General features: G+C 73.7%; 18 protein-coding genes. 13 read left to right on the top strand and 5 right to left on the bottom strand.

What is annotated here, in order from left to right; all coding sequences use genetic code 11:
• The first annotated feature begins 212 nt into the window (after positions 1-212).
• Together AR3_RS10715 and AR3_RS10710 are read left to right on the top strand one after the other, a co-directional pair.
• Positions 213-1,121: a sucrase ferredoxin gene (locus tag AR3_RS10715; protein WP_067912394.1), complete on the top strand. Its 909-nt coding sequence runs from the start codon at positions 213-215 to the stop codon at positions 1,119-1,121.
• Positions 1,122-1,304: 183 nt separating this feature from the next.
• Positions 1,305-1,601: a WhiB family transcriptional regulator gene (locus AR3_RS10710; protein ID WP_021600082.1), complete on the top strand. Its 297-nt coding sequence runs from the start codon at positions 1,305-1,307 to the stop codon at positions 1,599-1,601.
• 292 nt (positions 1,602-1,893) lie between these two features.
• On the opposite strand, the gene AR3_RS10705 is transcribed toward AR3_RS10710, so the two are convergent.
• The 3 genes from AR3_RS10705 to AR3_RS10695 all read right to left on the bottom strand — a co-directional run bounded on the left by AR3_RS10705 (position 1,894) and on the right by AR3_RS10695 (position 4,908).
• Positions 1,894-2,640, bottom strand: a complete 747-nt coding sequence (locus AR3_RS10705) for a phosphoribosyltransferase (RefSeq protein ID WP_067912505.1) — start codon at positions 2,638-2,640, stop codon at positions 1,894-1,896.
• A 147-nt stretch (positions 2,641-2,787) separates the two neighbouring features.
• Positions 2,788-3,753 carry a phosphotriesterase family protein gene (locus AR3_RS10700; protein ID WP_067912392.1) on the bottom strand — a complete coding sequence of 322 codons (966 nt, stop codon included), beginning with the start codon at positions 3,751-3,753 and terminating at the stop codon, positions 2,788-2,790.
• 48 nt (positions 3,754-3,801) lie between these two features.
• Positions 3,802-4,908, bottom strand: coding sequence for a YihY/virulence factor BrkB family protein (locus AR3_RS10695; RefSeq protein ID WP_106258401.1), 1,107 nt, complete (start codon positions 4,906-4,908; stop codon positions 3,802-3,804).
• A gap of 169 nt (positions 4,909-5,077) precedes the next feature.
• Here AR3_RS10695 and AR3_RS29520 point away from each other — a divergent pair, with 169 nt between their 5' ends.
• From AR3_RS29520 to AR3_RS10675, 5 genes are all read left to right on the top strand, one after another.
• On the top strand, positions 5,078-5,302 hold the full coding sequence (locus AR3_RS29520; protein ID WP_146150208.1) for a hypothetical protein: 225 nt from the start codon (positions 5,078-5,080) through the stop codon (positions 5,300-5,302).
• 362 nt (positions 5,303-5,664) lie between these two features.
• Positions 5,665-7,317 (top strand): nitrite/sulfite reductase, encoded by a 1,653-nt coding sequence (locus AR3_RS10690; RefSeq protein WP_067912389.1) that lies wholly within the window; start codon positions 5,665-5,667, stop codon positions 7,315-7,317.
• Positions 7,318-7,420: 103 nt separating this feature from the next.
• On the top strand, positions 7,421-7,600 hold the full coding sequence (locus AR3_RS10685) for an Insertion element protein (RefSeq protein ID WP_067912386.1): 180 nt from the start codon (positions 7,421-7,423) through the stop codon (positions 7,598-7,600).
• Positions 7,597-8,307: a phosphoadenylyl-sulfate reductase gene (locus AR3_RS10680; protein ID WP_067912384.1), complete on the top strand. Its 711-nt coding sequence runs from the start codon at positions 7,597-7,599 to the stop codon at positions 8,305-8,307. The genes AR3_RS10685 and AR3_RS10680 overlap by 4 nt, the downstream gene beginning before the upstream one ends.
• A complete protein-coding gene (locus AR3_RS10675; RefSeq protein ID WP_169803812.1) occupies positions 8,289-9,074 on the top strand; it encodes a sirohydrochlorin chelatase in 786 nt (261 codons plus the stop codon). Before AR3_RS10680 ends, AR3_RS10675 begins: the two co-directional genes overlap by 19 nt.
• Before the next feature lie 55 nt (positions 9,075-9,129).
• Here the strand turns inward: AR3_RS10675 and AR3_RS10670 are convergent, their stop codons facing one another.
• A complete protein-coding gene (locus AR3_RS10670) occupies positions 9,130-9,810 on the bottom strand; it encodes a DUF1707 SHOCT-like domain-containing protein (RefSeq protein ID WP_083951270.1) in 681 nt (226 codons plus the stop codon).
• 156 nt (positions 9,811-9,966) lie between these two features.
• Here AR3_RS10670 and AR3_RS10665 point away from each other — a divergent pair, with 156 nt between their 5' ends.
• The 5 genes from AR3_RS10665 to AR3_RS10645 all read left to right on the top strand — a co-directional run bounded on the left by AR3_RS10665 (position 9,967) and on the right by AR3_RS10645 (position 16,488).
• Positions 9,967-11,592: an acyl-CoA dehydrogenase family protein gene (locus AR3_RS10665; protein ID WP_067912379.1), complete on the top strand. Its 1,626-nt coding sequence runs from the start codon at positions 9,967-9,969 to the stop codon at positions 11,590-11,592.
• Between the two features lie 66 nt (positions 11,593-11,658).
• Positions 11,659-12,207, top strand: coding sequence for a DUF4262 domain-containing protein (locus AR3_RS10660; RefSeq protein WP_067912376.1), 549 nt, complete (start codon positions 11,659-11,661; stop codon positions 12,205-12,207).
• A gap of 102 nt (positions 12,208-12,309) precedes the next feature.
• The gene (glgX, locus tag AR3_RS10655) at positions 12,310-14,421 is read left to right on the top strand and encodes a glycogen debranching protein GlgX (protein WP_083951268.1); all 2,112 of its coding nucleotides are present in this window, start codon (positions 12,310-12,312) and stop codon (positions 14,419-14,421) included.
• A gap of 60 nt (positions 14,422-14,481) precedes the next feature.
• Positions 14,482-15,267, top strand: a complete 786-nt coding sequence (locus tag AR3_RS10650) for a pyrimidine reductase family protein (protein WP_067912368.1) — start codon at positions 14,482-14,484, stop codon at positions 15,265-15,267.
• A gap of 129 nt (positions 15,268-15,396) precedes the next feature.
• Positions 15,397-16,488, top strand: a complete 1,092-nt coding sequence (locus AR3_RS10645) for an ATP-dependent DNA ligase (RefSeq protein WP_067912365.1) — start codon at positions 15,397-15,399, stop codon at positions 16,486-16,488.
• A 28-nt stretch (positions 16,489-16,516) separates the two neighbouring features.
• Here AR3_RS10645 and AR3_RS10640 read toward each other — a convergent pair whose 3' ends face one another.
• Positions 16,517-18,205 carry an alkaline phosphatase D family protein gene (locus AR3_RS10640; protein WP_067912362.1) on the bottom strand — a complete coding sequence of 563 codons (1,689 nt, stop codon included), beginning with the start codon at positions 18,203-18,205 and terminating at the stop codon, positions 16,517-16,519.
• Positions 18,206-18,697: 492 nt separating this feature from the next.
• Between AR3_RS10640 and AR3_RS10635 the strand changes: the two genes are divergently transcribed.
• Complete coding sequence (locus tag AR3_RS10635) at positions 18,698-21,112, top strand: HelD family protein (RefSeq protein ID WP_227023037.1); 2,415 nt, start codon at positions 18,698-18,700, stop codon at positions 21,110-21,112.
• The last annotated feature ends 96 nt before the right edge of the window (positions 21,113-21,208 follow it).

Raw genomic sequence — 21,208 nt, 5'->3', positions numbered from 1 at the left:
GGTGACGTCACCGATACGGTACGGGCGGCGCGGCGATCCGCGCAGGCAGATCTTCGAATCAACGGTCAGATGAGGGCAGCGGCCGCTCAAACGGAGCGCGATGCGGCCATTGGAGATCAAATCTGGGGTATGGGGTGATTCACACCCCCTGGCACCCGGAGGATGATTAGGTTAACCTAACCTAATCAATCTCGATCAACGGGGGTTCCCACGTGACGCGCCGGAACAGCTGCGGCCACTGCCCGGGCAGCCACTCGGGCGATCGACCGTGCCTGGCGAGCGCGACCGCCAAGGCGCGCGGCTGGCTGCTCATCGAGCACCCGGGGCCGTGGCCGGAGCGCGTCGAGCAGGGCCCGCCCGGTCCCGCCGCGATCACCGAGGCCGTGCGCGCCGCGCGGGCCGCGGGCGTACGGCCGCAGCTCATCCGCAGGCCCGGGCGGCGGCGCGGCATCCCGCCCGTGCAGGTGTACGTGGGCTATTCCCACGGCGAGCGCGTCTGGCTGGAGGGACGCGAGCTCGCCGACCCCGCCGAACTGGCCGACCTGGACCTGGCGGCGGTCGCCGCCGGGACGCCCCCGAAGTTCGGCGAACCGGTCGCCGACCCGCTGCTGCTGGTGTGCACGCACGGCAAGCACAACGCCTGCTGCGCCCAGCACGGCGCGCCCCTCGCCCGCTTCCTGTCGGAGCGATTCGCCCCTTTTGTCTGGGAAACGACCCACGTCGGCGGTGACCGCTTCGCGGCGAACCTGGTCTGCCTCCCCCACGGCGTCTACTACGGCGCCCTCGACCGGGACGAGGCCGTGCGGGCCGTGGAGGCCTACCTGCGGGGCGAGGTCCTGCTCGACCGCCTGCGCGGCCGGGCCGGCTACCCCGAGCCGGCGCAGGCCGCCGAGCACTTCGTGCGCGAGCACACCGGGGTCCGCGGCGTGACGGCGGTCACCGTGGAATCGGTGTCGGGAACATCTCCGTACCACGCGGTGGTTGTAGTAGGCGACAGGTGTTACCGGATCGTCGTGGAGCGGGTCGCGCAGACCGATCCATGCGGCCGAGGATGCCAAGAGAACCTCGAAACCTACGTTGTTAGGGACCTCACCCTTCTCAACGAGGCGGCCCTCGTGTAATCTCTCCGGGGCCCCATTCGAGGGTCTCCCTTGCCGCGCGGCCCTGCGCCTCGGAGAACCGGGCGGGGAACAGAGCGGCAACTCCAGACGTTGGACCTCTCGGTGCTGCTGACGCACGTCTTCGAGCACGCCGAGCGTCCATGTCCTGAAATTGCTCAGCAAACCAACCAAGGTGGGTGTTCCATGGCTCAGGTACGTCGTCAGGCAAACCTCCCTCGTCCCAGCTGGGGCTGGCAGGACGCCGCGGCGTGCCGGGGGGAAGACCTGGTGCTCTTCTTCGGACCTGACGGCGAGCGTCAGCCCGAACGCGAGATCCGTGAGCGCAAGGCCAAGCAGATCTGCATGGGCTGCCCCGTGCGCACCGAGTGTCTCGACTACGCGGTGTCCCGGCCCGAGAAGTACGGCACGTGGGGCGGTCTGAACGAAGACGAGCGCGCCTCGGAGCGCCGTCGCCGGATGCGTCGCGCGAACGCCGCCTGAGGCGATCCAGGCAGCGGCCGGATCGCCGTATCGCGCACCCCGGCACGCCACCGGAAAAACGTACGGCCCCGCCCCGCGGGGCCGTTTGCGTTGCCCTCTCACTGAAAACCCGCGAGCTCTTTCATCACATGTCCGTCACATGTGTGTCACGGTGCCGCCGAAAACGCCGCGCGACGCGCTAATGCGGAGTATGGAGGGACCCAATACAGGACGCGTCCCGGCGCTGTGATCTATTTCCGTGAAAGCGCGCTCTGCGCCATTTCCCGCCCGGCTCCCGCACCGCCGGGCGGTCTCACTCGCCGAGGCGGGCGCGGTCCAGCCAGGAGATGACGTCGGCGTCGGTCAGCTGCTCGAAGTCCCGGTACCACTGGCCCACGGCGCGGAACGACCACGGCGCCGCCAGCACCACCACCTGCTCGTCGGCGCCGCTCGGGCTCGCCTGCGCCTCGAGCGCCAGCGCGCGGACGGTCTCGGCGGCCCCCACCGGCACCGCCAGCACCAGCCGCGCCGGTCGGCGCGCCCGCACGGCGCGCAGGGCGGCGCGCGCGGTGCCGCCGGTCGCCAGCCCGTCGTCCACCACGATGACCGCCCGTCCCGTCAGGTCGGGCAGCGCGCGGTCGCCCCGGTAGACGCGCACCCGGCGGTCCAGTTCGGCGCGCTCGGCCTCGACCGTGGCGGCCAGGTCGTCCTCGTCCAGCGACAGGCGCTCCAGCAGGTCCCGGTCGAACACCGGCTCGCCGCCCTCGGCGATCGCGCCCACGCCCAGCTCGGGCTGGAACGGGTAGCCGATCTTCCGGGTGACCAGCACCTCCAGCCGGGCGGGCCGGTCCGGCGTCGACAGCCGCCGCGCGATCTCGTAGCCGACCGGGACGCCGCCGCGGGGCAGCGCCAGGACGACCGCCCCTTCCAGGCCCATCGGCGCCAGCCGCTCGGCCAGCAGGCGGCCCGCTTCGGCGCGATCGGTGAACGGCAGCCGGACGCTCTGGGGGCCGGCGCCCGCGTGGCGCCGGGCGCTCCCGCCGGTCGCTTTCCGAGGCATCGGCGGCACCCCCCTTCGGGGTCGCGGAGCTTCGCCCGTCCCTCTGCCCCTGTGACCTACCCAGCCACGCCGGGATATCGAGTGGGCCGCGGCTCGGGCGGCGCCGCCGCCCGAGGACGTCTCCGGCCCGTCCGCCCCGGTCGGCGCTCAGGCGGTGTCGGCGCAGGTCAGCCAGCGCAGGGGGTTGTCGCGGACGAGCCGCGTGAGGGTGTCCTCGTCGGCCCCGGCGGCGCGCAGCGCGGGCAGGAAGACCTCGAACAGGTAGCCGTAGCCGGGGCCGCCGTAGCGGCGGACGTGCGCCATCCGGGACACGCCCGTGCTGAGCAGCACCCGGTCGCCGAGCCCGGCCTCCAGCAGCTCCATGACGGCGCGCACGCGGGCGCCCAGCGCCACGGGGTCCTCGCCCGCCAGGCCGAGCGAGCCGAACGACACGTACGCGCCCGCCTCGGCGATCTTGCGGGGCAGGGCGGGGTCGTCGGCGAGGTCCTGCCGCCCGACGGCGACGCGGTGCGGCTCCAGTCCCGCGCCGGTGAGGATGTCCAGCTGCACGGCCCCGGCCCGTCCGCAGGTCGCCACCGGCAGGCCGGCGTAGCGGGCGGCGCGGGCGGCGGCGCGCAGGCAGCGCTCCTCGCGCGGGGTGGGCGCCTCGCCCCAGGTGCCGATCTCGCCGATGACGCCGGGCAGCGCGTTGGTGCCGTCGAGACCGAACCCGATCTCGGCGAGGAAGTGCTCGGCCAACCGCTCCTCGTCGGCGTCGCCGACGAACGCGGGGTGGAACGGCTCGGCGAACACGCCCGTGCCGGCCACCACCGCGACCCGGGACCCGGCGCTGATGCGGGCCAGCGACGGGGCGCTGCGTCCCATCCCGTCGCAGGTCAGGTCCACGACGACGGCCAGCCCGCGCTCGGCGCGCAGCGCGGCCAGCTCGGTCATGACGGCCTTCTCCTCGTCCAGCCACCGCCGCGGGTCGGACTCCAGCAGCGCGGGCCGGGTCGGCCAGCGCAGGTCCAGCCGCAGGTGCTCGTGCGGGAGCACCGGCCCGGTGACGGCGGAGACGGGGACGGGGCCGGTCACCGTGCGGATCCGGCCGCCGCTCTCCTCATGGAGCGTCATGTCTGGCGAGGTTACGCCATGTTTAGCCTTGTCAGACCGTTATCAGGCTTATTTTTTACCGTCGGAGCCGTTTGCCGGATTCTCCGCCGCGGTACGGGCGCGCGCCCGCGCCGTGTCGCCGCTCGGCCAGCGCCGGTCGATCTCGGCGTTGAGCGCCGCGCCCACCAGCACCGCCAGGGCCACCACGTACAGCCAGGCGAGCACGGCGATCGCCGCCGACAGCGGCCCGTACACCGACACCCCGCTCAGCGACCCGCTCAGGTACAGCCGCAGCGCGGACCCGCCGCCGATCCACACCGCCAGCGCCACCACGGCGCCCGGAACCTGCCGCCACCAGGACGTCCGCACCGGGACGCTCATGTGGTACAGCAGCGCCAGGAACAGGACCGACAGCGTCACCACCACGGGCCAGTACAGCACCGGCACGTACCCCGCGCCCACCGGCAGCGTCCGCCGCAGCAGGGCGGGCCCGGCCACCAGCAGCGGGATGACGATCAGCATGACCACGAGGCCGACCAGGTAGAGGACGAACGCGCGCAGCCGGGTGCGCACCACCCCGCGCACGCCCGACAGGCCGTAGGCGATGGTGATCGTGTCGACGTAGACGTTGGTGGCGCGCGACCCCGCCCAGAGCGTGAACAGGAAGCTCAGCGAGACGACGTTGGGGCTGCCGCCGCGGATCACCTCGTCGATCAGCGGGACCACCACCGAGTCCACCGCGGGCCCGGTCAGCACGGTCTCGGCCCGCGCGATGACCCAGGCGCGGACCTCCTCGACGCCGCCCGGGCCGAGCAGCCCGCGCAGGTGCCCCATCAGCCCGACCAGCGCGATGACCAAGGCCGGCAGCGACAGCAGCGCGAAGAACGCGGCTTCGGCGGCCAGACCGGTCACCCGGTAGCGGAAGGCCGCGACGGCCGTGTCCCGCACCAGCCCCCAGACCACCCCGCCGCCTCCCGGACGCTCCCCTGCCCGGCTCGCCGCCGCCTCGCCCTCGGGATCGCCGGCGGGCTCGCCCGCGGGTCCGCCGGCGGAGACGGGCGCCTCGAGACGCGCCTCCGGGCGCACGGCGAGCGCCGCGGCGCGGAGGCGCGGGCCGCCCCGCCGGAACACGCCGGTCACGCCCACCCGCCAGAGGGGGTGTTCCGTCCACACCATGCCGCACCGTCCCACTCGGCCGTCCGCGTCGCGGTTCCCGTGATCAGTTCGACGCACGCCGGGCCCCGGCCGATCAAGATCGTTTCGATCCCGCGCGTCCGGGGCGCCGCGCGCCGAAGGAACCGCGCCCCGGTTCCGCGCACCGCGCCGGATCGGCGACAATGAAGGGGTGATCTGTGCGGCGTGCCGGGACCACCGCCATGGCGAGTGCCGTGGCGGCTCGTGGTGCGACTGCCAGCACTCGCCCTCCCCCGCGACCCCCGAGGAGCGCCGCCGCCGCGACGAAGCCCCCGCCGAAGCCCCCGCCGAAGCCGCCGACGAAGCCGCCGACAGGGCGGACGAGCGGCCGCCCCGCGCCGCCGAGCCCGGGGTGAACTGGAGGCGCCAGGGATGAGCGCCCCGGCCGCGGCGGCCGTTCGCCGCATGCGTCCGCATGTCGGACGCAACTGGACATGCCGCGAGTGCGCGTGTCAAAGTGCTGCTATGAGTGCTGCGGACCCGTTGCTGGTGATGCGCCGGCACGTCGACTTCCTCCGCGTCCGCAGCGCGATCTGTCGGTGACGCCCTGACCACGACTCACGTTGTCCGCGAGTGCGTGGTGCCCGGCGTCACGTTCCTTCCGCCCTGCGCTCAGCGTCGAGCCCCCGGCCTTTGAGAACGCCGGTGCGCCACGCGTCCCTCCACCCACCGATCGTTCTGACCGACACCGATCGCTCTGATCGACACCGATCGTTCTGACCGACAAGGACGCGCGCCGTGCCACCAGCGACGAGACGCAAGCGAGGAGAGGGCCAGTGGGCCCTCGGCTACCGCGAGCCGCTGAACAAGAACGAAGAGAACAAGAAGAACGACGACGGGCTGAACGTCCGCCGCCGGATCATCGACATCTACGCCAAGCGGGGGTTCGACTCCATCGACCCGGCCGACCTGCGCGGCCGGTTCCGCTGGTACGGGCTCTACACGCAGCGCCGGCCCGGCATCGACGGCGGCAAGACCGCCGTGCTCGCCGACGAGGAGCTCGACGACCGCTACTTCATGCTGCGCGTGCGCATCGACGGGGGGCAGCTCACGTCCGAGCAGCTGCGCACCATCGCCGACATCTCCGTCCGGTACGCCCGCGGCACCGCCGACATCACCGACCGGCAGAACATCCAGCTGCACTGGGTCGAGATCGAGAACGTCCCGACGATCTGGGAGAGGCTGGAGGCGGTCGGGCTGCGGACCACCGAGGCGTGCGGCGACACCCCCCGAGTGATCATCGGCTGCCCGCTCGCCGGGATCGCCGCGGACGAGGTGATCGACGCCACCCCGCAGCTGCGCGCGGTCGCCGACCGCTACATCGGCTCGCCGGAGTTCTCCAACCTGCCGCGCAAGTTCAAGACGGCGATCTCCGGGTGCGCGGCGCACTGCACCGTGCACGAGATCAACGACGTCGCGTTCGTCGGCGTGGTCAACGACGCGGGCGAGGTCGGCTACGACCTGTTCGTCGGCGGGGGCCTGTCCACCAACCCGATGTTCGCCAAGCGGCTGGGCGCGTTCGTGGCGCCCGAGCGGGTGCCCGAGGTGTGGGCGGGCGTCACCTCGATCTTCCGCGACTACGGCTACCGGCGGCTGCGGTCCCGGGCCCGGCTGAAGTTCCTGATGCAGGACTGGGGCGCGGAGAAGTTCCGCGAGGTCCTGGAGAAGGAGTACCTGGGCTACGCGCTGCCCGACGGGCCGCCGCCCGCCGACCCGCTGCCGCACCGCGACCACGTGGGCATCCGCCCGCAGAAGGACGGCGACTACTACGTCGGGTTCGCGCCGAAGGCGGGCCGGGTCAACGGGGAGCTCCTGCGCGTCGTCGCCGACCTGGCCGAGCGGTACGGGTCGGGCCGGGTGCGCACCACCACCGAGCAGAAGATGGTGATCCTGGACGTCCCGGAGAGCAGGACCGAGGCGCTCGCCGACGAGCTGGCCCGGCACGACCTGCAGGTCCGCCCGTCCACGTTCCGCCGCCAGACGATGGCCTGCACCGGCATCGAGTACTGCAAGCTGGCGATCGTCGAGACCAAGCAGCGGGCCATGGACCTGATCGACGAGCTGGAGAAGCGGCTGCCCGACTTCGACCAGCCGCTGTCCATCAACCTCAACGGGTGCCCGAACGCCTGCGCCCGCATCCAGGTCGCCGACATCGGCCTGAAGGGCCAGCTGGTGCTGGACGAGAACGGCGACCAGGTCGAGGGCTACCAGATCCACCTGGGCGGCCAGGTCGGCGCCTCCTTCGGCAGGAAGGTGCGCGGCCTGAAGACCACCTCGGCGGAACTGACCGACTACATCGAGCGGATCGTGCGCAGGTTCGACGAGCAGCGCCGCGAGGGCGAGACCTTCGCCGAGTGGGTGCGGCGCGCCGACGAGGCCGACCTCACGTAGCCGACCTCACGTAGCCGACCTCACGTAGCCGACCTCACGTAGCCGACGGCCGGCCGCGTCCGCGCGGCCGGCTCCGCAGCCGATCTCACAAGGCCCTGGAGCGATGAGCGAACGAGCGGCGCCGTTCTACTGCCCGTACTGCGGCGAGGAGGACCTGCGACCGCACGAGGAGGACGGGACCTGGGCGTGCGGGGACTGCCTGCGCGTCTTCAGGCTGGCCTTCCTCGGCGTCGGCGGGGCGCGGGCGGCCGAGCGCCGGACGCACAAGGAGACTTCGCGGTGACACTGCTGGAGACCGACAGACCGGCCCTGGATCTGGAGGACATCGTCGCGTCGGCGGCGCAGGCCCTGGAGGGCGCGTCCGCCCTGGAGATCATCCGGTGGGCGGTGGCCACGTTCGGCGACCGCATCTGCCTGACCTCGTCGATGTCGGACGCGGCGCTGATCCACCTGGTGTCCAAGGTCAAGCCCGGTATCGACGTGCTGTTCGTCGACACCGGCTACCACTTCGCCGAGACCATCGGCACCCGGGACGCGGTGCAGGCCGTCTACCCGGTCAACGTGATCAACGTGACGCCGTCGCGGACCGTGGCCGAGCAGGAGGCCGCGCTCGGTCCGCGGCTGTACGGGCGCAACCCGGACCTGTGCTGCCACCTGCGCAAGGTGGAGCCGCTGAGCAAGGCCCTGGAGGGCTACATGGCCTGGTTCAGCGGGATCCGCCGCGAGGAGACGCCCAGCCGCCGCGACCGCAAGGTCGTCGAGTGGGACGGCCGGCGCGGCATGGTCAAGGTCAACCCCATCCTGGACTGGACCCAGGAGGACATGGACAACTACATCGCCGACAACGGGGTGCTGGTCAACCCGCTGCACTACGACGGCTACCCGTCGATCGGCTGCGCTCCGTGCACCCGTCCGGTCGCGCCCGGCGAGGACCCGCGCAGCGGCCGGTGGGCCGGGACCGGCAAGACCGAATGCGGCATCCACCTGTGACGGCTCCCTTGCTGACGGCGCCGGCCGGCGCGCCGATGGTCGCGGTGGCGCACGGCAGCCGCGATCCGCGCGCCGCCGCCACCGTCGAGGAGCTGCTGGCCGCCGTGCGGGCGCGGCGGCCGGGCCTGGAGGTGCTGACCTCCTTCCTCGACCACGCGCCCCCCGCGCCCGCCCGCGTGCTGGACGGCCTGGCGCGGCGGGGTGTCGGCGAGGCGGTGGTGCTGCCGCTGCTGCTGACGGCGGCGTATCACAGCAAGACCGACGTGCCGGGCGTGCTGGCCCGCGTCCGGGCGCTGCACCCGCGTCTCGGGCTGCGCACGGCGGCGACGCTGGGGCCGCATCCGCTGCTGACGGCGGCGCTGGAGCGGCGGCTGGCCGAGGCCGGCGTGGCGGCCGGCGATCCGGACACCGCCGTGGTGCTGGTGGCGGCGGGCTCCAGCGACCCGTCGGCGAACGCGACGATCTGCGGGCTGGCGCGGCGGTGGCGGGCGCGGGGCTGGCGCGGCGTGGTGCCCGCCTTCGCCTCGGCGGCCCGTCCGACGCCCGGCGAGGCCGTCGCGGCGCTGCGGGACGCGGGCGCGCCGCGCGTGGCGGTCGCGTCGTACTTCCTGGCGCCGGGGTACTTCGCCGACAAGGTGCGCGAGGAGTCCCTGGCCGCCGGGGCGGACGCGGTGTCGCCCGTCCTGGGCGCCGCCCCGGAGCTGGCCGGGCTGGTGCTGCACCGCTACGACGAGGCCGTGGCCGACGCCCGCGCCGTCGCCGTCTGACGCGGCCCGGATCGGGGAGATCCCGCGCGCCGCGTCGCCGGCCGCTGGTCGTCCACTAGTCGCCGTCGCCGTGCCGCCGGGCGCGGCGCTCCTGCCACCAGGAGGCCACGGCCCGGCGCACCGGGGCGTAATGCTCGTCGTCCACGACGTTGATGTCGCCGAGCACGGCCTGCGCCCGCACCCGCACGACGGGCACCTGGAGGTCCGGCGCCACCTGCCGCACCGCGACCCTGCGGTCGCCCAGGATCGCGTAGCCGGTCAGGTCCACCCGCACGCCGTCCGGCACGATGATCCGCACGTCCCCCAGCACGGCCGTGGCGCACACGCGCACCTCGCTCGTGGGGACCTGCGCGCCGCGCAGGTCGAGCGAGACGTCGCCCAACACCGCGTGGGCCTCCAGCTCGGAGCTGATGCGGCCGGAGATCCGCTCGTCGCAGTCGCCGAGGAACGCCCCGAAGCGGCGCGGCGCGGGCGGCGCCGGCTCGGCCCCGGGCGCGCCCATCGCGGGCAGGTCCGCGACGATCTCCTCCAGGTCGGCGCGGGTGGCGGCCAGATACGCCTTCTCGGTGCGCTCGGCGAGCTCCGCGAAGGTCAGCCGGCCCTCCACGGAGGCGACGCGCAGCCGCTCGACGGCGGCCTCGCGCTCGGCGTCCGACACGCGCGCCGGCGGTGCTCCCTTCTGCTGCGGGCGCGGCGTCGCCGGACGCGAGCCCTGCTGCGGGGTGGAGTCGGCCATGAGTCAGACGTTACGTGACGTGGACCGCCGCCCCCTCCACCGCCCGGACGAGATTTGCCCCGCCCTGAGGATGACCCCGGTCGACACCTCCTCCGCACTTCCTCCGAACTCGATTCGGTAACGTACTGGGGACGGCACGGCGAAAGGCGGTGTGCGATGCCCCCGACCCACGAGGTGTTCAACCAGGTCCCCCCGCTCGTCGACTACGACGTGGCCGACGACCCGGCCCTCCTGGAGGGGCTGGAGCGCGAGGGCGCCGGATGGGCGGCCGAGCGGCTCCACGAGCTGGGCCGGCTGGCGGGCACCGAGCGGGCGCAGGAGTGGGGCCGGCTGGCCAACGAGTACCCGCCCGTCCTGCGCACCCACGACCGGTACGGCCACCGCGTCGACGAGGTGGAGTTCCACCCGGCCTGGCACGAGCTGATGCGCACGGCGGTGACCTACGGGCTGCACGCCGCGCCCTGGGCCGACGACCGGCCCGGCGCGCACGTGGCGCGGGCCGCCGGGTTCTACGTGTGGCGGGTGGACGCCGGGCACGGCTGCCCGATCAGCATGACCTACGCGGCGGTGCCCGCGCTGCGCCACAGCCCCGAGCTGGCGGCCGCGTACGAGCCGCTGCTGGCCGCCCGCGAGTACGACTTCGGCCTGCGTCCCCCGCTCACCAAGAGCGGCCTGCTGGCGGGCATGTCCATGACGGAGAAGCAGGGCGGCTCGGACGTGCGCGCCAACACCACCCGCGCCGAGCCCGGACCGGACGGCGCGTTCCGGCTGACCGGGCACAAGTGGTTCACCAGCGCCCCCATGTGCGACGTGTTCCTCACCCTCGCGCAGGGGCCGGACGGCCTGACCTGCTACCTGGTGCCGCGCGTCCTGCCGGACGGGACGCTCAACCCGATGCGGCTGATGCGGCTGAAGGACAAGCTCGGCAACCGCTCCAACGCCTCCGCGGAGATCGAGTACGACGGCGCGCTGGGCTGGCAGGTCGGCGAGGGCGGCCGCGGGGTGCGCACGATCATCGAGATGGTCAACATGACCCGGCTGGACTGCCTGATCGGGGCCGCCGCGGGCATGCGGCACGGCACGGTCACGGCCGTCCACCACGCGGCCCACCGCGCGGCGTTCGGCCGCGCCCTGATCGACCAGCCGCTGATGCGCAACGTGCTGGCCGACCTGGCCGTGGAGTCCGAGGCCGCCACGGTGCTCATGCTGCGCCTGGCCGGGGCCGCCGACCGCTCCGTCCGCGGCGACGCCGCCGAGACGGCGTTCAAGCGCCTGGCCCTGGCCGTCGGCAAGTACTGGGTGTGCAAGCGCTGGCCCGCGCACGCCGCCGAGGCCCTGGAATGCCTGGGCGGCAACGGCTACGTCGAGGAGTCGGGCATGCCGCGCCTGTTCCGCGAGTCCCCCCTCAACTCCATCTGGGAGGGCTCGGGCAACGTCGCGGCCCTGGACGTGCTGCGCGCCATGGCCAAGGAGCCGCAGTCGGTGGAGGCGTTCTTCGCCGAGGTCGACCGGGCCGCCGGCGCCGACGCCCGGCTGGACACGGCCGTCAAGCAGGTCAAGGACGCCCTGGCCGACGCCGCCACGATCGAACTGCGCGCCCGCCGCGTCGTCGAGCGCCTCGCCCTCGTCCTGCAGGCGTCCCTGCTGGTCCGGCACGGGCACCCCGCCGTCGCCGACGCCTTCTGCGCCACCCGCCTGGACGGCGACTGGGGCGCGGCCTTCGGCACCCTTCCCCCCGGCCTCGACCTCGGCGCGATCATCGAGCGCGCCCGGCCGATGTAGGCCGGACCGGCGGCGCCCGCCCGGCGCCGGGAGCCCCCGGCGCCGGGCGCCCGTAAGCTGATCTTCATGTCCGCCGGGCCGCCCCCCTGCCGCTGCATCCTCTGCCACGACTACGGTGATCGCGACCGCCTGGACACCTTCGCGCTGCGCACGATCGTGCACATCACCGAGTACGGCTGGAGCGTGGTGCTCGTCGAGGCCGACGAACGGGGACCGGGCTGGGCGTACACGATCGGGCTGTGGCACAGCCACCGCTCCCCCGAGCTCGGCATGTTCGGCGGCGACGTGTTCGAGATGGAGGAGTGCCTCAACACGCTCGGCCGCCAGATCGCCGCGGGCCGCCCGCCGGCCGACGGCGAGCGGCGCCCGGACGTGATGCGCGGCCTGCCCGTCGCGTTCCGGACCGTGGACCCCGGCTGGTACACGCCGATGTTCGGCGGCGCGGTGGCCTTCTACCGGCGCTCCCCGCTGCCCATCCTGCAGGTCGCGTGGCCGAATCCGGACGGCCTGTTCCCCTGGCAGCCCGGCACCGACCTGCCGTTCCGCCGCTCCCAGCCGTGGCTGTGGCTCAGCCCGCGCCAGCACCCGCCCGGCGTCTGGACCCGCCGCCTCTGAGCGTTCTGCGGCGAACCGCCTTGCACTCCGCGCTTTCGGGCATGAAACCACCCGGTCATGACGACCGGGACGGCGTACCCGACGGGGAAGGAGCGGAGAGCCATGCAGGAGGTCTGGCCGGGGACTCCGTACCCCCTGGGAGCCACGTGGGACGGCACGGGCACCAACTTCGCGCTCTTCTCCGAGGTCGCGCACCGGGTCGAGCTGTGCCTGTTCGACGCCGAAGGGCGGGAGACCCGGTGCGCGCTGCCGGAGGTGGACGGCCTCGTCTGGCACGGCTACCTGCCGGGCGTGGGCCCCGGACAGCGCTACGGCTACCGGGTGCACGGGCCGTACGAGCCCGAGCACGGCCACCGGTGCAACCCCGGCAAGCTGCTGCTCGACCCGTACGGCAAGGCCGTGGAGGGCGAGGTGCGCTGGCACGAGTCGCTGTTCTCCTACCGGTTCACCGACCCGGACGCGGTCAACGACGACGACAGCGCCCCGTACATGCCGAAGAACGTGGTGATCAACCCGTTCTTCGACTGGGCCGACGACCGCCCGCCGCGCATCCCCTACCACGAGACGCTGATCTACGAGGCCCACGTCAAGGGTCTGACGCGGCTGCACCCGCAGATCCCGCCGGAGCAGCGCGGCACGTACGCGGGCCTGGCGCATCCGGTGATGATCGACCATCTCAAGGGCCTCGGCGTCACCGCCGTGGAGCTCATGCCGGTGCACCAGTTCGTCCCCGAGCACGCCCTGGTCGCGCGCGGCCTGACCAACTACTGGGGCTACAACACCATCGGGTTCCTGGCGCCGCACAACGCCTACAGCTCCTCCGGCCAGGCCGGCGAGCAGGTGCCGGAGTTCAAGGCGATGGTGCGGACGCTGCACGAGGCGGGCGTCGAGGTGATCCTCGACGTGGTCTACAACCACACCGCCGAGGGCGACCACCTGGGGCCGACGCTGTCGTTCCGCGGCATCGACAACGCCGCCTACTACCGGCTGCGCGACGACGACAAGCGCTACCACCTCGACTACACCGGCTGCGGCAACTCGCTGAACGTGCGCAGCCCGCACGCCCTGCAGCTGGTCATGGACTCGCTGCGGTACTGGGTGACGGAGATGCACGTCGACGGGTTCCGCTTCGACCTGGCGTCGGCGCTGGCCCGCGAGCTGCACGACGTGGACCGGCTGGCGGCGTTCTTCGACCTGGTCCAGCAGGACCCGGTGGTCTCCCAGGTCAAGCTGATCGCCGAGCCGTGGGACGTGGGCGAGGGCGGCTACCAGGTCGGCAACTTCCCGCCGCTGTGGACCGAGTGGAACGGCAAGTACCGCGACACCGTCCGCGACTTCTGGCGGGGCCGGCCCGCCACGCTGCCGGAGTTCGCCTCCCGGCTGACCGGCTCCAGCGACCTGTACGAGCACAGCGCCCGCCGCCCGTTCGCCTCGATCAACTTCGTGACCTGCCACGACGGCTTCACCCTGACCGACCTGGTGTCCTACGAGGCCAAGCGCAACGACGCCAACGGCGAGGACAACCGCGACGGCACCGACGACAACCGGTCGTGGAACTGCGGCCGCGAGGGTCCCACCGACGACCCCGGCGTGCTGGACCTGCGGGCCCGGCAGCGGCGCAACTTCCTGGCCACGCTGTTCCTGTCGCAGGGCGTGCCGATGCTGTCGCACGGCGACGAGCTGGGCCGCACCCAGCTCGGGAACAACAACGCCTACTGCCAGGACAACGAGCTCACCTGGCTGCCCTGGGACACGGCCGACGGCGCGGACGACCTGCTGGAGTTCGTGCGCGCGCTGTCGCGGCTGCGCCGCGACCATCCGGTGTTCCGGCGGCGCCGGTTCTTCCAGGGCGCGGTCCCCGGGGCCGAACCGCCCGCCGACATCGTCTGGCTGACGCCGTCGGGCGGCGCCATGACCGAGGACGACTGGGCCGTCGGGTTCGCCAAGTCGCTGGGGGTCTTCCTCAACGGCGACGCCATCACCGAGCCGGACCCGCGGGGCCGCCGCGTCCGCGACGACTCGTTCCTCCTGCTGATCAACGCGCATTCCGAGCCGGTGGAGTTCGCGCTGCCCGGCCCGGTGTACGGGGAGCGGTGGGAGTTCACGCTCGACACCGCCGACTGGCGCGCGGTCGCCGATCGTCCGACGGTCAAGGCGCACGACCGGCTGGACGTGTCGAGCCGCGCGCTGATCGTCCTGCGCCGCCTCGGGTGAGCGCGGAAACCGCCCGGGGACGGAGCGGCCGCCGCGGGGCCTGCGCGTAGCCTCGCCCTTATGCACGAGACCGCTCGAAACGACGCGGAGCGGGCGACCGACGCCGGCCTGGCGCTGCGGCCGCTCGCCGCCGCCGACGCCCCCGTCCGCCTGGCCGACGCCTACGCCTACCCGCCCGACGGCCCCTGGCTGCGGGCCAACATGATCGCCAGCGTGGACGGGGCGGCGGCCCGCGACGGCCGCGCCGGGGGCCTGGGCAACGAGACCGACCGCAGGCTGCTGTCCCTGCTGCGCGGGCTGTGCGACGTGCTGATCGTCGGCGCGGGCACGGTGCGCGTCGAGGGGTACGGGCCGGTCCGCCCCCGGCCGGGCGAATGGGAGGAGCTGCGCGGCGACCGTCCCCCCGTGCCGCCGTTGGCGATCGTGTCGCGCAGTCTCGACCTCGACCTGGACGCCCCCGTCTTCACCGACGCCCACCCGCGGGCGCGCACCATCGTGCTGACCACGCGGACCGCGCCGCCCGACCGGGTGCGCGCCGCCGCCGAACGCGCCGACGTGATCGTCGCGGGCGAGGACGGCGTCGACTTCGCCGCCGCGGTCGCCGAGCTGACGGCGCGCGGGCACCGGCGGCTGCTGTGCGAGGGCGGCCCGCAGGTGCTGGCGCAGGTGGTGGCGGCCGGGCTGCTCGACGAGCTGTGCCTGACGGTCAGCCCCATGCTGGTGTCGGGCGGCGCCGTCCGCCTGCTCGACGGCCCGGCGCTGCCGGTCCCGCCGCGGCTGCGCCTGGCTGCGGCCTACCAGGACGACGAGGACTTCCTGTTCCTGCGTTACGTGCGCAAGCGGTAGCGCAGGAACAGCACGGGGGCGACCACGGCGGCGGGCTCGGGCGGCAGACGGCGCCTGACCGGTCAGGTCGGCGCGAAGCTTTCCGATTCGTTTCCCTGTTTTGTCACAGGTCAGGGTCACGATGGGGAGATGGACCTGCCCATCAGCCCGCCGCTGTCCCCGATGCTCGCCAAGGCCGTGAAGACCATGCCCAAAGGCGATCTGCTGTACGAGCCGAAGTGGGACGGCTTCCGCTGCGTGCTGTTCCGCGACGGCGACGAGGTGGAGCTGTCCAGCCGCGGCGAGCGGCCGCTGACCCGCTACTTCCCCGAGCTGGTCGAGGCGGCGCGGCGGGAGCTGCCCGAGCGCTGCGTGGTGGACGGCGAGATCGTCATGCGCCGCGGCCCCCGGCTGGACTTCGACGCCCTGCAGCAGCGCATCCACCCGGCCGCCTCGCGCATCGCCCTGCTGGCCGAGCGGATGCCCGCCTCCTACGTCGCCTTCGACCTGCTGGCCCTGGGCGACGAGTCGCTGCTGGAGACGCCGCTGGGCGAGCGGCGGCGGCGCCTGGTGGAGGCCCTGGCCGGCGTCGGGCCCCGCGTCCACGTGACGCCCGCGTCCGACTCCTACGAGGTGGCGCTGCGCTGGTTCGACGAGTTCGAGGGCGCCGGGCTGGACGGCGTGGTGGCCAAGCCGGTCGGCCTGCCCTACCGGCCCGACAAGCGCGTCATGTTCAAGATCAAGCATGAGCGCACCGCCGACTGCGTGGTGGCGGGGTTCCGCTGGCACAAGTCCGGGCCGATCGTCGGGTCGCTGCTGCTCGGCCTGTACAACGAGCGCGGCGCGCTCCAGCACGTCGGCGTGTCGGCCGCCTTCTCGATGAAGCGGCGCGCCGAGCTCGTCCACGAGCTGGAGCCGTACCGGATGGCCGACTTCGCCGGGCATCCGTGGGAGGGCTGGGCCCGGCAGACCGAGGCCACGGTCGACCGCATGCCCGGCGCGGTCTCCCGCTGGACGGGCAAGAAGGACCTGTCGTGGGTGGCGCTGCGTCCCGAGCTGGTGGTCGAGGTCGCCTACGACGGGATGGAGGGCGACCGTTTCCGCCACACCGCCCGCTTCCGCCGCTGGCGCGCCGACCGCGCCCCCGAGTCCTGCACCTACGAGCAGCTGGAGGTCCCCGTCGCCTACGACCTCGACAACATCCTGAGCGGCCCGGCCGACGCCCCGCGCGGCGGCGGGTGAGCGCCGCGCGCCCGCGGGGCGCCGCGGGCTAGGGCCGCTGGGTCTCGCTGCGCACCGTCTCCTCTCCCGGGTCGCGCATGCCGCGCGACTCCAGCCCGTCGACGTACGGGCGCAGGTAGGTCTGGTTGAGCCCGGGCACGCGGTCCTCGATCACGAAGGTCGCCTTGGTGGACGCCTCCGCGTCCCGGCTCCCGACGGTCGGCAGCGTCTTGAAGTCCGCGCGCATCTCCTTCTTGCCGATGCGCGTCAGCACGTAGCCGCGCTGGTTGTTGTAGAACTTCAGGTGCGGGTTGATCTGCAGGAACGGGTGCGAGGCCGGGTCGGAGTCGGCGCCGTCCCCGCCGCTGGTGATCGAGGTGCAGACCAGTTCGGTCCCGACCGTCGGGGACGTGGGGTCGTCGTAGTTGAGCTTGAGCTCGCCGGCCCAGTGGGCGTGCACGTCGCCGGTGAGCACGACCGGGTTGCGCACCCCGGCGTCGACCCAGCCCTTGGTGATGCGGTCGCGGGAGGCCGTGTACCCGTCCCAGGCGTCCATGCTGGTGACCTTGGCCGGGCCGGCGTCCCGGTCGCGCTGGGCGAAGAACACCTGCTGGCCGATGATGTCCCACCGGGCGGTGGAGCGGCGGAACCCGTCGAGCAGCCACCTCTCCTGCCGCTCCCCGGTGATCGACCGGGTCGGGTCGGACGCGGCGGAGCACTCCCTGTAGCCGTCGCCGCACGCCTGGTCGTCGCGGAACTGCCGGGTGTCGAGCATGTGGAAGGTGGCCAGCCGGCCCCACCGGACGCGCCGGTAGATCTGGACGTTCGGGCCGCGCGGCACCGAGCCGCGGCGCAGCGGCATGTTCTCGTAGTAGGCCCGGAACGCCGCGGCGCGGCGCTCGGCGAACTCGGCCGGGTCGGGGGTGTCGGTCTTCGCCTCGGGGACGTCGCCCGCCCAGTTGTTCTCGACCTCGTGGTCGTCGAACACGACCAGCCAGGGCGCGGCGGCGTGCGCGGCCTGCAGGTCGGGGTCGGACTTGTACTGGGCGTGCCGCTGCCGGTAGTTCGCCAGCGTGACGGTCTCGGGTCCCTCGTGGTCGCGGACGTTGCCGTCGGGGATCGTGTAGACGCCCGGCTTGTACTCGTACTGGTAGTCGCCGAGGTGCAGGACCAGGTCGGGGTGCTCCTCGGCCAGGCGCCTGTAGGCCGTGAAGTAGCCGTGTTCGTACTGCGAGCACGACACGAACGCCATGGCGAGCGCGGGGCCGAACGTGTCGGGGTGCGGCGCGGTGCGGGTCCGGCCGACCGGCGAGACGTACCCGGCGACGCGGAAGCGGTACCAGTAGTCGCGGTCGGGCTTGAGGCCGCGCAGCTCGACGTGCACGCTGTGCGCCCACTCGGGGCGCGCTTCGGCGACGCCCCGCCGCACGATCTTGCGGAACCGCGGGTCGGCGGCGACCTGCCATTCCACGGGGAAGCTGACCGAGGGCATGCCGCCCAGACCGTCTTCGGCCAGCGGCTCGGTGGCCAGCCGCGTCCACAGCACGAACCCTTCGTGGTCGGGGTCGCCCGAGGCCACGCCCAGGGTGAACGGATCGACGGCCGGGGTCCGGCCGCGGCGCCGCGTGGCGGCGTCCGCCGTACCGGCGCCCGCAGGCAGCACGGCGGCGGTGCCGACGGCCAGACCTGTGGTGACGAGGAAGGATCTCCGGTAGAGCAGATGCGCGGCAGCGGCCATGTGGCGCCCTTTCGGGAGATGTCCGACATCGATCGGCGGACAGCTTCACCGAGGCTCATGGCCGGGGGGTTGTGCGGGAGTGACGGCCCGCCCAACGGGAACGATCTTTTCACGTCCGCCGTGGACGGCCCGGCAGCGCCACGCCGCGTTCGCGGCCCTCTTGCCGCCTTCCCCTGAGAACGCCCTTCGGTTCGCGTCGGAACGCACGTCAAGCAGCGTGAGCCTGGCCGGTGGCCGCTCCCAGGCAATATGCCCGCTTTAACGCCATGTATTTCCTTGTTGACACAAGGTGACGGCAACGAGCCGTCCAGTCGGCGGGCAAGAACGGGCGCGAGACGCCGAGCGCCGAACGACAGAAAAAAAAAGGGGGGCGCGGACGCGCGCGCGAAAAGATGGTAGGGTGCGCCCTACGTCAGCTCACAAAACACCCAACCTACCAATTAGGAGTGTACCAGCCACATGGGCACCCGTCAAGAGGGCATCCGTCAAGCCGTGTCAACCCCTCCTCGGCCCGGCGCTGCGCCGGACGGGGCGGGCGACGACGCGCGGCGCGCCGCCGTCCGGGCCGAGCAGGAGTTCGTGTCGCGGGCGTACGCCCGGCTCGACGAGGAGCGCGCCGCGGCCGAGGTGGCGCTGCGGTCCGGGCCCGGAGAGGGCGGCGGCAGCGCCTTCTCCGCGCGGGTGGAGCGCACCGTCGTGGCCGAGGAGCGGGCGCGCCGGCTGGCCAGGCTCAACGCGGTCGAACGCGGCCTGTGCTTCGGCCGCGTCGACCACCGCCCGGACGCCGACGGCGGGTCCGGCGGCACGGTCTACATCGGCCGGATCGGCCTGCGCGACGAGAACCGCGAACCGCTCCTGATCGACTGGCGCGCGCCCGCGGCGCGCCCGTTCTACACCGCGACGCCGGGCTCGCCCGGCACCGTGGCCCGCCGCCGCCACCTGCACCTGCGCGGCCGCACGGTGGTGGACGTCGACGACGAGGTGTTCGACCTCGACGGTCTCGACCAGGACGACCGGAGCGCCCTGGTCGGCGAGGCGGCGCTGCTGGCCGCGCTGCGCCGCGGCCGCACGGGGCGCATGGCCGACGTGGTGGCCACCATCCAGGAGGAGCAGGACCAGGTCATCCGGTCGGGTCTGCAGGGCGTCCTGGTGGTCCAGGGCGGCCCCGGCACCGGCAAGACCGTCGCCGCGCTGCACCGCGCCGCGTACCTGCTCTACACGTACCGGGACGTGCTGGAGCGGCGGGGCGTGCTGGTGGTGGGGCCGAACGCCACGTTCCTGCGGTACATCGAGCAGGTGCTGCCCGGGCTCGGCGAGACGGACGTGGTGCTCGCGACGGTCGGCGGGCTGTTCCCCGGCGTGCGCGCCACGGCCGTCGACAAGCCCGAGGTCGCCGTGGTCAAAGGCGGCCTGAGGATGGTCGCCTTCGTGGAGGCCGCGGTGCGGGACCGCCAGCGCGTCCCCGACGGGGACCTGGAGGTCGAGTCGGACGGGATGGTGCTGCGCGTCGGCCACGACGCGTGCCGGCGCGCCCGCGACCGCGCCCGCTCCCTGCGCGCCCCGCACAACGTGCAGCGCCGCCTGTTCGTGCACGACATGCTGGAGGCGCTGGCGCGCGACCGCGCCGAGCAGTTCGCCCGCATGACCGACGAGCCCCTGGAGCAGATGGCGCGGGAGGGCGACCTGCCCGACTGGATCCAGGAGCTCATGGAAGAGAACCCCGATGAGCCGCTGCTGGACGAGACCGAGCTGCGGCTGGCCAAAGAGGCGCTGTGGCACGAGCCCGCGGTGCGCGCGGCGATCGACGAGCTGTGGCCGGAGCTGACGCCGCAGCGCCTGCTGGAGGACCTGTACGCCGACCGCGAGGCGCTGCGCCGCGTCGGCGCGGAGGCGGGCCTGGACGAGGCCGAGTGCGATCTGCTGGAGCGCCCGCCGGGCGCCCCGTGGACGGTCTCCGACGTGCCGCTGCTGGACGAGGCGGCCGAACGGCTCGGCGTGGACGACCGGGCGGGCCGGGCCCGCGCCCGGGCGGCGGAGGCCGAACGCGCCGAGGAGGAGCGGTACGCCCGCGAGGTGCTCCAGGTCGCCGGGCTGACGGAGGTCGAGGGGCTGGACGCGGGCCTGCTGGCCGAACGCCACCGCGACGACGGGCCGCCGCTCACCACCGCCGAGCGCGCGGCGGGCGACCGGACGTGGACGTACGGGCACGTGATCGTGGACGAGGCGCAGGAGCTGTCGGAGATGGCCTGGCGGACCGTCATGCGCAAGGTCCCGACGCGGTCGCTGACGGTGGTGGGCGACATCGCGCAGACCGGCAGCCCGGCGGGCGCCCGGTCGTGGGGGCAGATGCTCGACCGGTACGTCTCGAGCGGCTGGCGCGAGCAGCGCCTGCTGGTGAACTACCGCACCCCGGCGGCGATCATGCGGGTGGCCGAGGACGTGCTGGCGGCGGTGGCGCCCGAGCAGACCGCGCCGCGGGCGGTGCGCGACGACGGTCCGCCGCCGGTCGCCGTCCACGTGCCCGCCGCGCGGCTGCCGGACCGGCTCGGAGCGCTGGTGCGGGCCGAGCTCGACGAGGTCGTCGACGGCGCCGCCGGGCGGCTCGCCGTGATCACCTCGGCGGCGCGGCGCGCCGCGGTCCGGGCGGCGCTCCCCGACGCCCCGGCCGGGGCGACGCCGGAGGCGCTGGACTCCCCCGCGGTCGTGCTGACCTGCGAGGAGGCCAAGGGCCTGGAGTTCGACGCGGTGATCGTGGTGGACCCGGCCGGCATCCTCGCCGAGTCCCCGCGCGGCGGCCAGGACCTGTACGTGGCGATCACCCGGGCGACCCGGCGGCTGACCGTCGTCCACCACGGCGACCTGCCGCCGATGCTGTCGCGCCTGGCGCCCGCCGACGGCGCCCGCTGACAGCGCTCGCTGACGGCGCCCGCTGACGGCGCCCGCTGACGTTCGGCACGCCCGTCGGCCGGGCTCCGCGTGCGCGGCGCGCCTCCGCGCCGGGCA

This window comes from Actinomadura rubrobrunea NBRC 15275 (genome assembly GCF_001552235.1).
GTDB lineage: Bacteria > Actinomycetota > Actinomycetes > Streptosporangiales > Streptosporangiaceae > Spirillospora > Spirillospora viridilutea.
The sequence above is the reverse complement of the archived record's forward strand: the minus strand, read 5'-3'. Positions and strand labels throughout refer to the sequence as shown.

What these genes read in the sequence shown, in the direction of transcription:
- AR3_RS10710 (WP_021600082.1), top strand. Translation starts at nt 1,305, where the DNA reads ATGGCTCAGGTACGTCGTCAGGCAAACCTCCCTCGTCCCAGCTGGGGC.
- AR3_RS10705 (WP_067912505.1), bottom strand. Translation starts at nt 2,640, where the DNA reads ATGCCTCGGAAAGCGACCGGCGGGAGCGCCCGGCGCCACGCGGGCGCC.
- AR3_RS10700 (WP_067912392.1), bottom strand. Translation starts at nt 3,753, where the DNA reads ATGACGCTCCATGAGGAGAGCGGCGGCCGGATCCGCACGGTGACCGGC.
- AR3_RS10695 (WP_106258401.1), bottom strand. Translation starts at nt 4,908, where the DNA reads ATGGTGTGGACGGAACACCCCCTCTGGCGGGTGGGCGTGACCGGCGTG.
- AR3_RS10685 (WP_067912386.1), top strand. Translation starts at nt 7,421, where the DNA reads ATGAGCGAACGAGCGGCGCCGTTCTACTGCCCGTACTGCGGCGAGGAG.
- AR3_RS10675 (WP_169803812.1), top strand. Translation starts at nt 8,289, where the DNA reads ATGCGGCATCCACCTGTGACGGCTCCCTTGCTGACGGCGCCGGCCGGC.
- AR3_RS10670 (WP_083951270.1), bottom strand. Translation starts at nt 9,810, where the DNA reads ATGGCCGACTCCACCCCGCAGCAGGGCTCGCGTCCGGCGACGCCGCGC.
- AR3_RS10665 (WP_067912379.1), top strand. Translation starts at nt 9,967, where the DNA reads ATGCCCCCGACCCACGAGGTGTTCAACCAGGTCCCCCCGCTCGTCGAC.
- AR3_RS10660 (WP_067912376.1), top strand. Translation starts at nt 11,659, where the DNA reads ATGTCCGCCGGGCCGCCCCCCTGCCGCTGCATCCTCTGCCACGACTAC.
- glgX (WP_083951268.1), top strand. Translation starts at nt 12,310, where the DNA reads ATGCAGGAGGTCTGGCCGGGGACTCCGTACCCCCTGGGAGCCACGTGG.
- AR3_RS10650 (WP_067912368.1), top strand. Translation starts at nt 14,482, where the DNA reads ATGCACGAGACCGCTCGAAACGACGCGGAGCGGGCGACCGACGCCGGC.
- AR3_RS10645 (WP_067912365.1), top strand. Translation starts at nt 15,397, where the DNA reads ATGGACCTGCCCATCAGCCCGCCGCTGTCCCCGATGCTCGCCAAGGCC.
- AR3_RS10640 (WP_067912362.1), bottom strand. Translation starts at nt 18,205, where the DNA reads ATGGCCGCTGCCGCGCATCTGCTCTACCGGAGATCCTTCCTCGTCACC.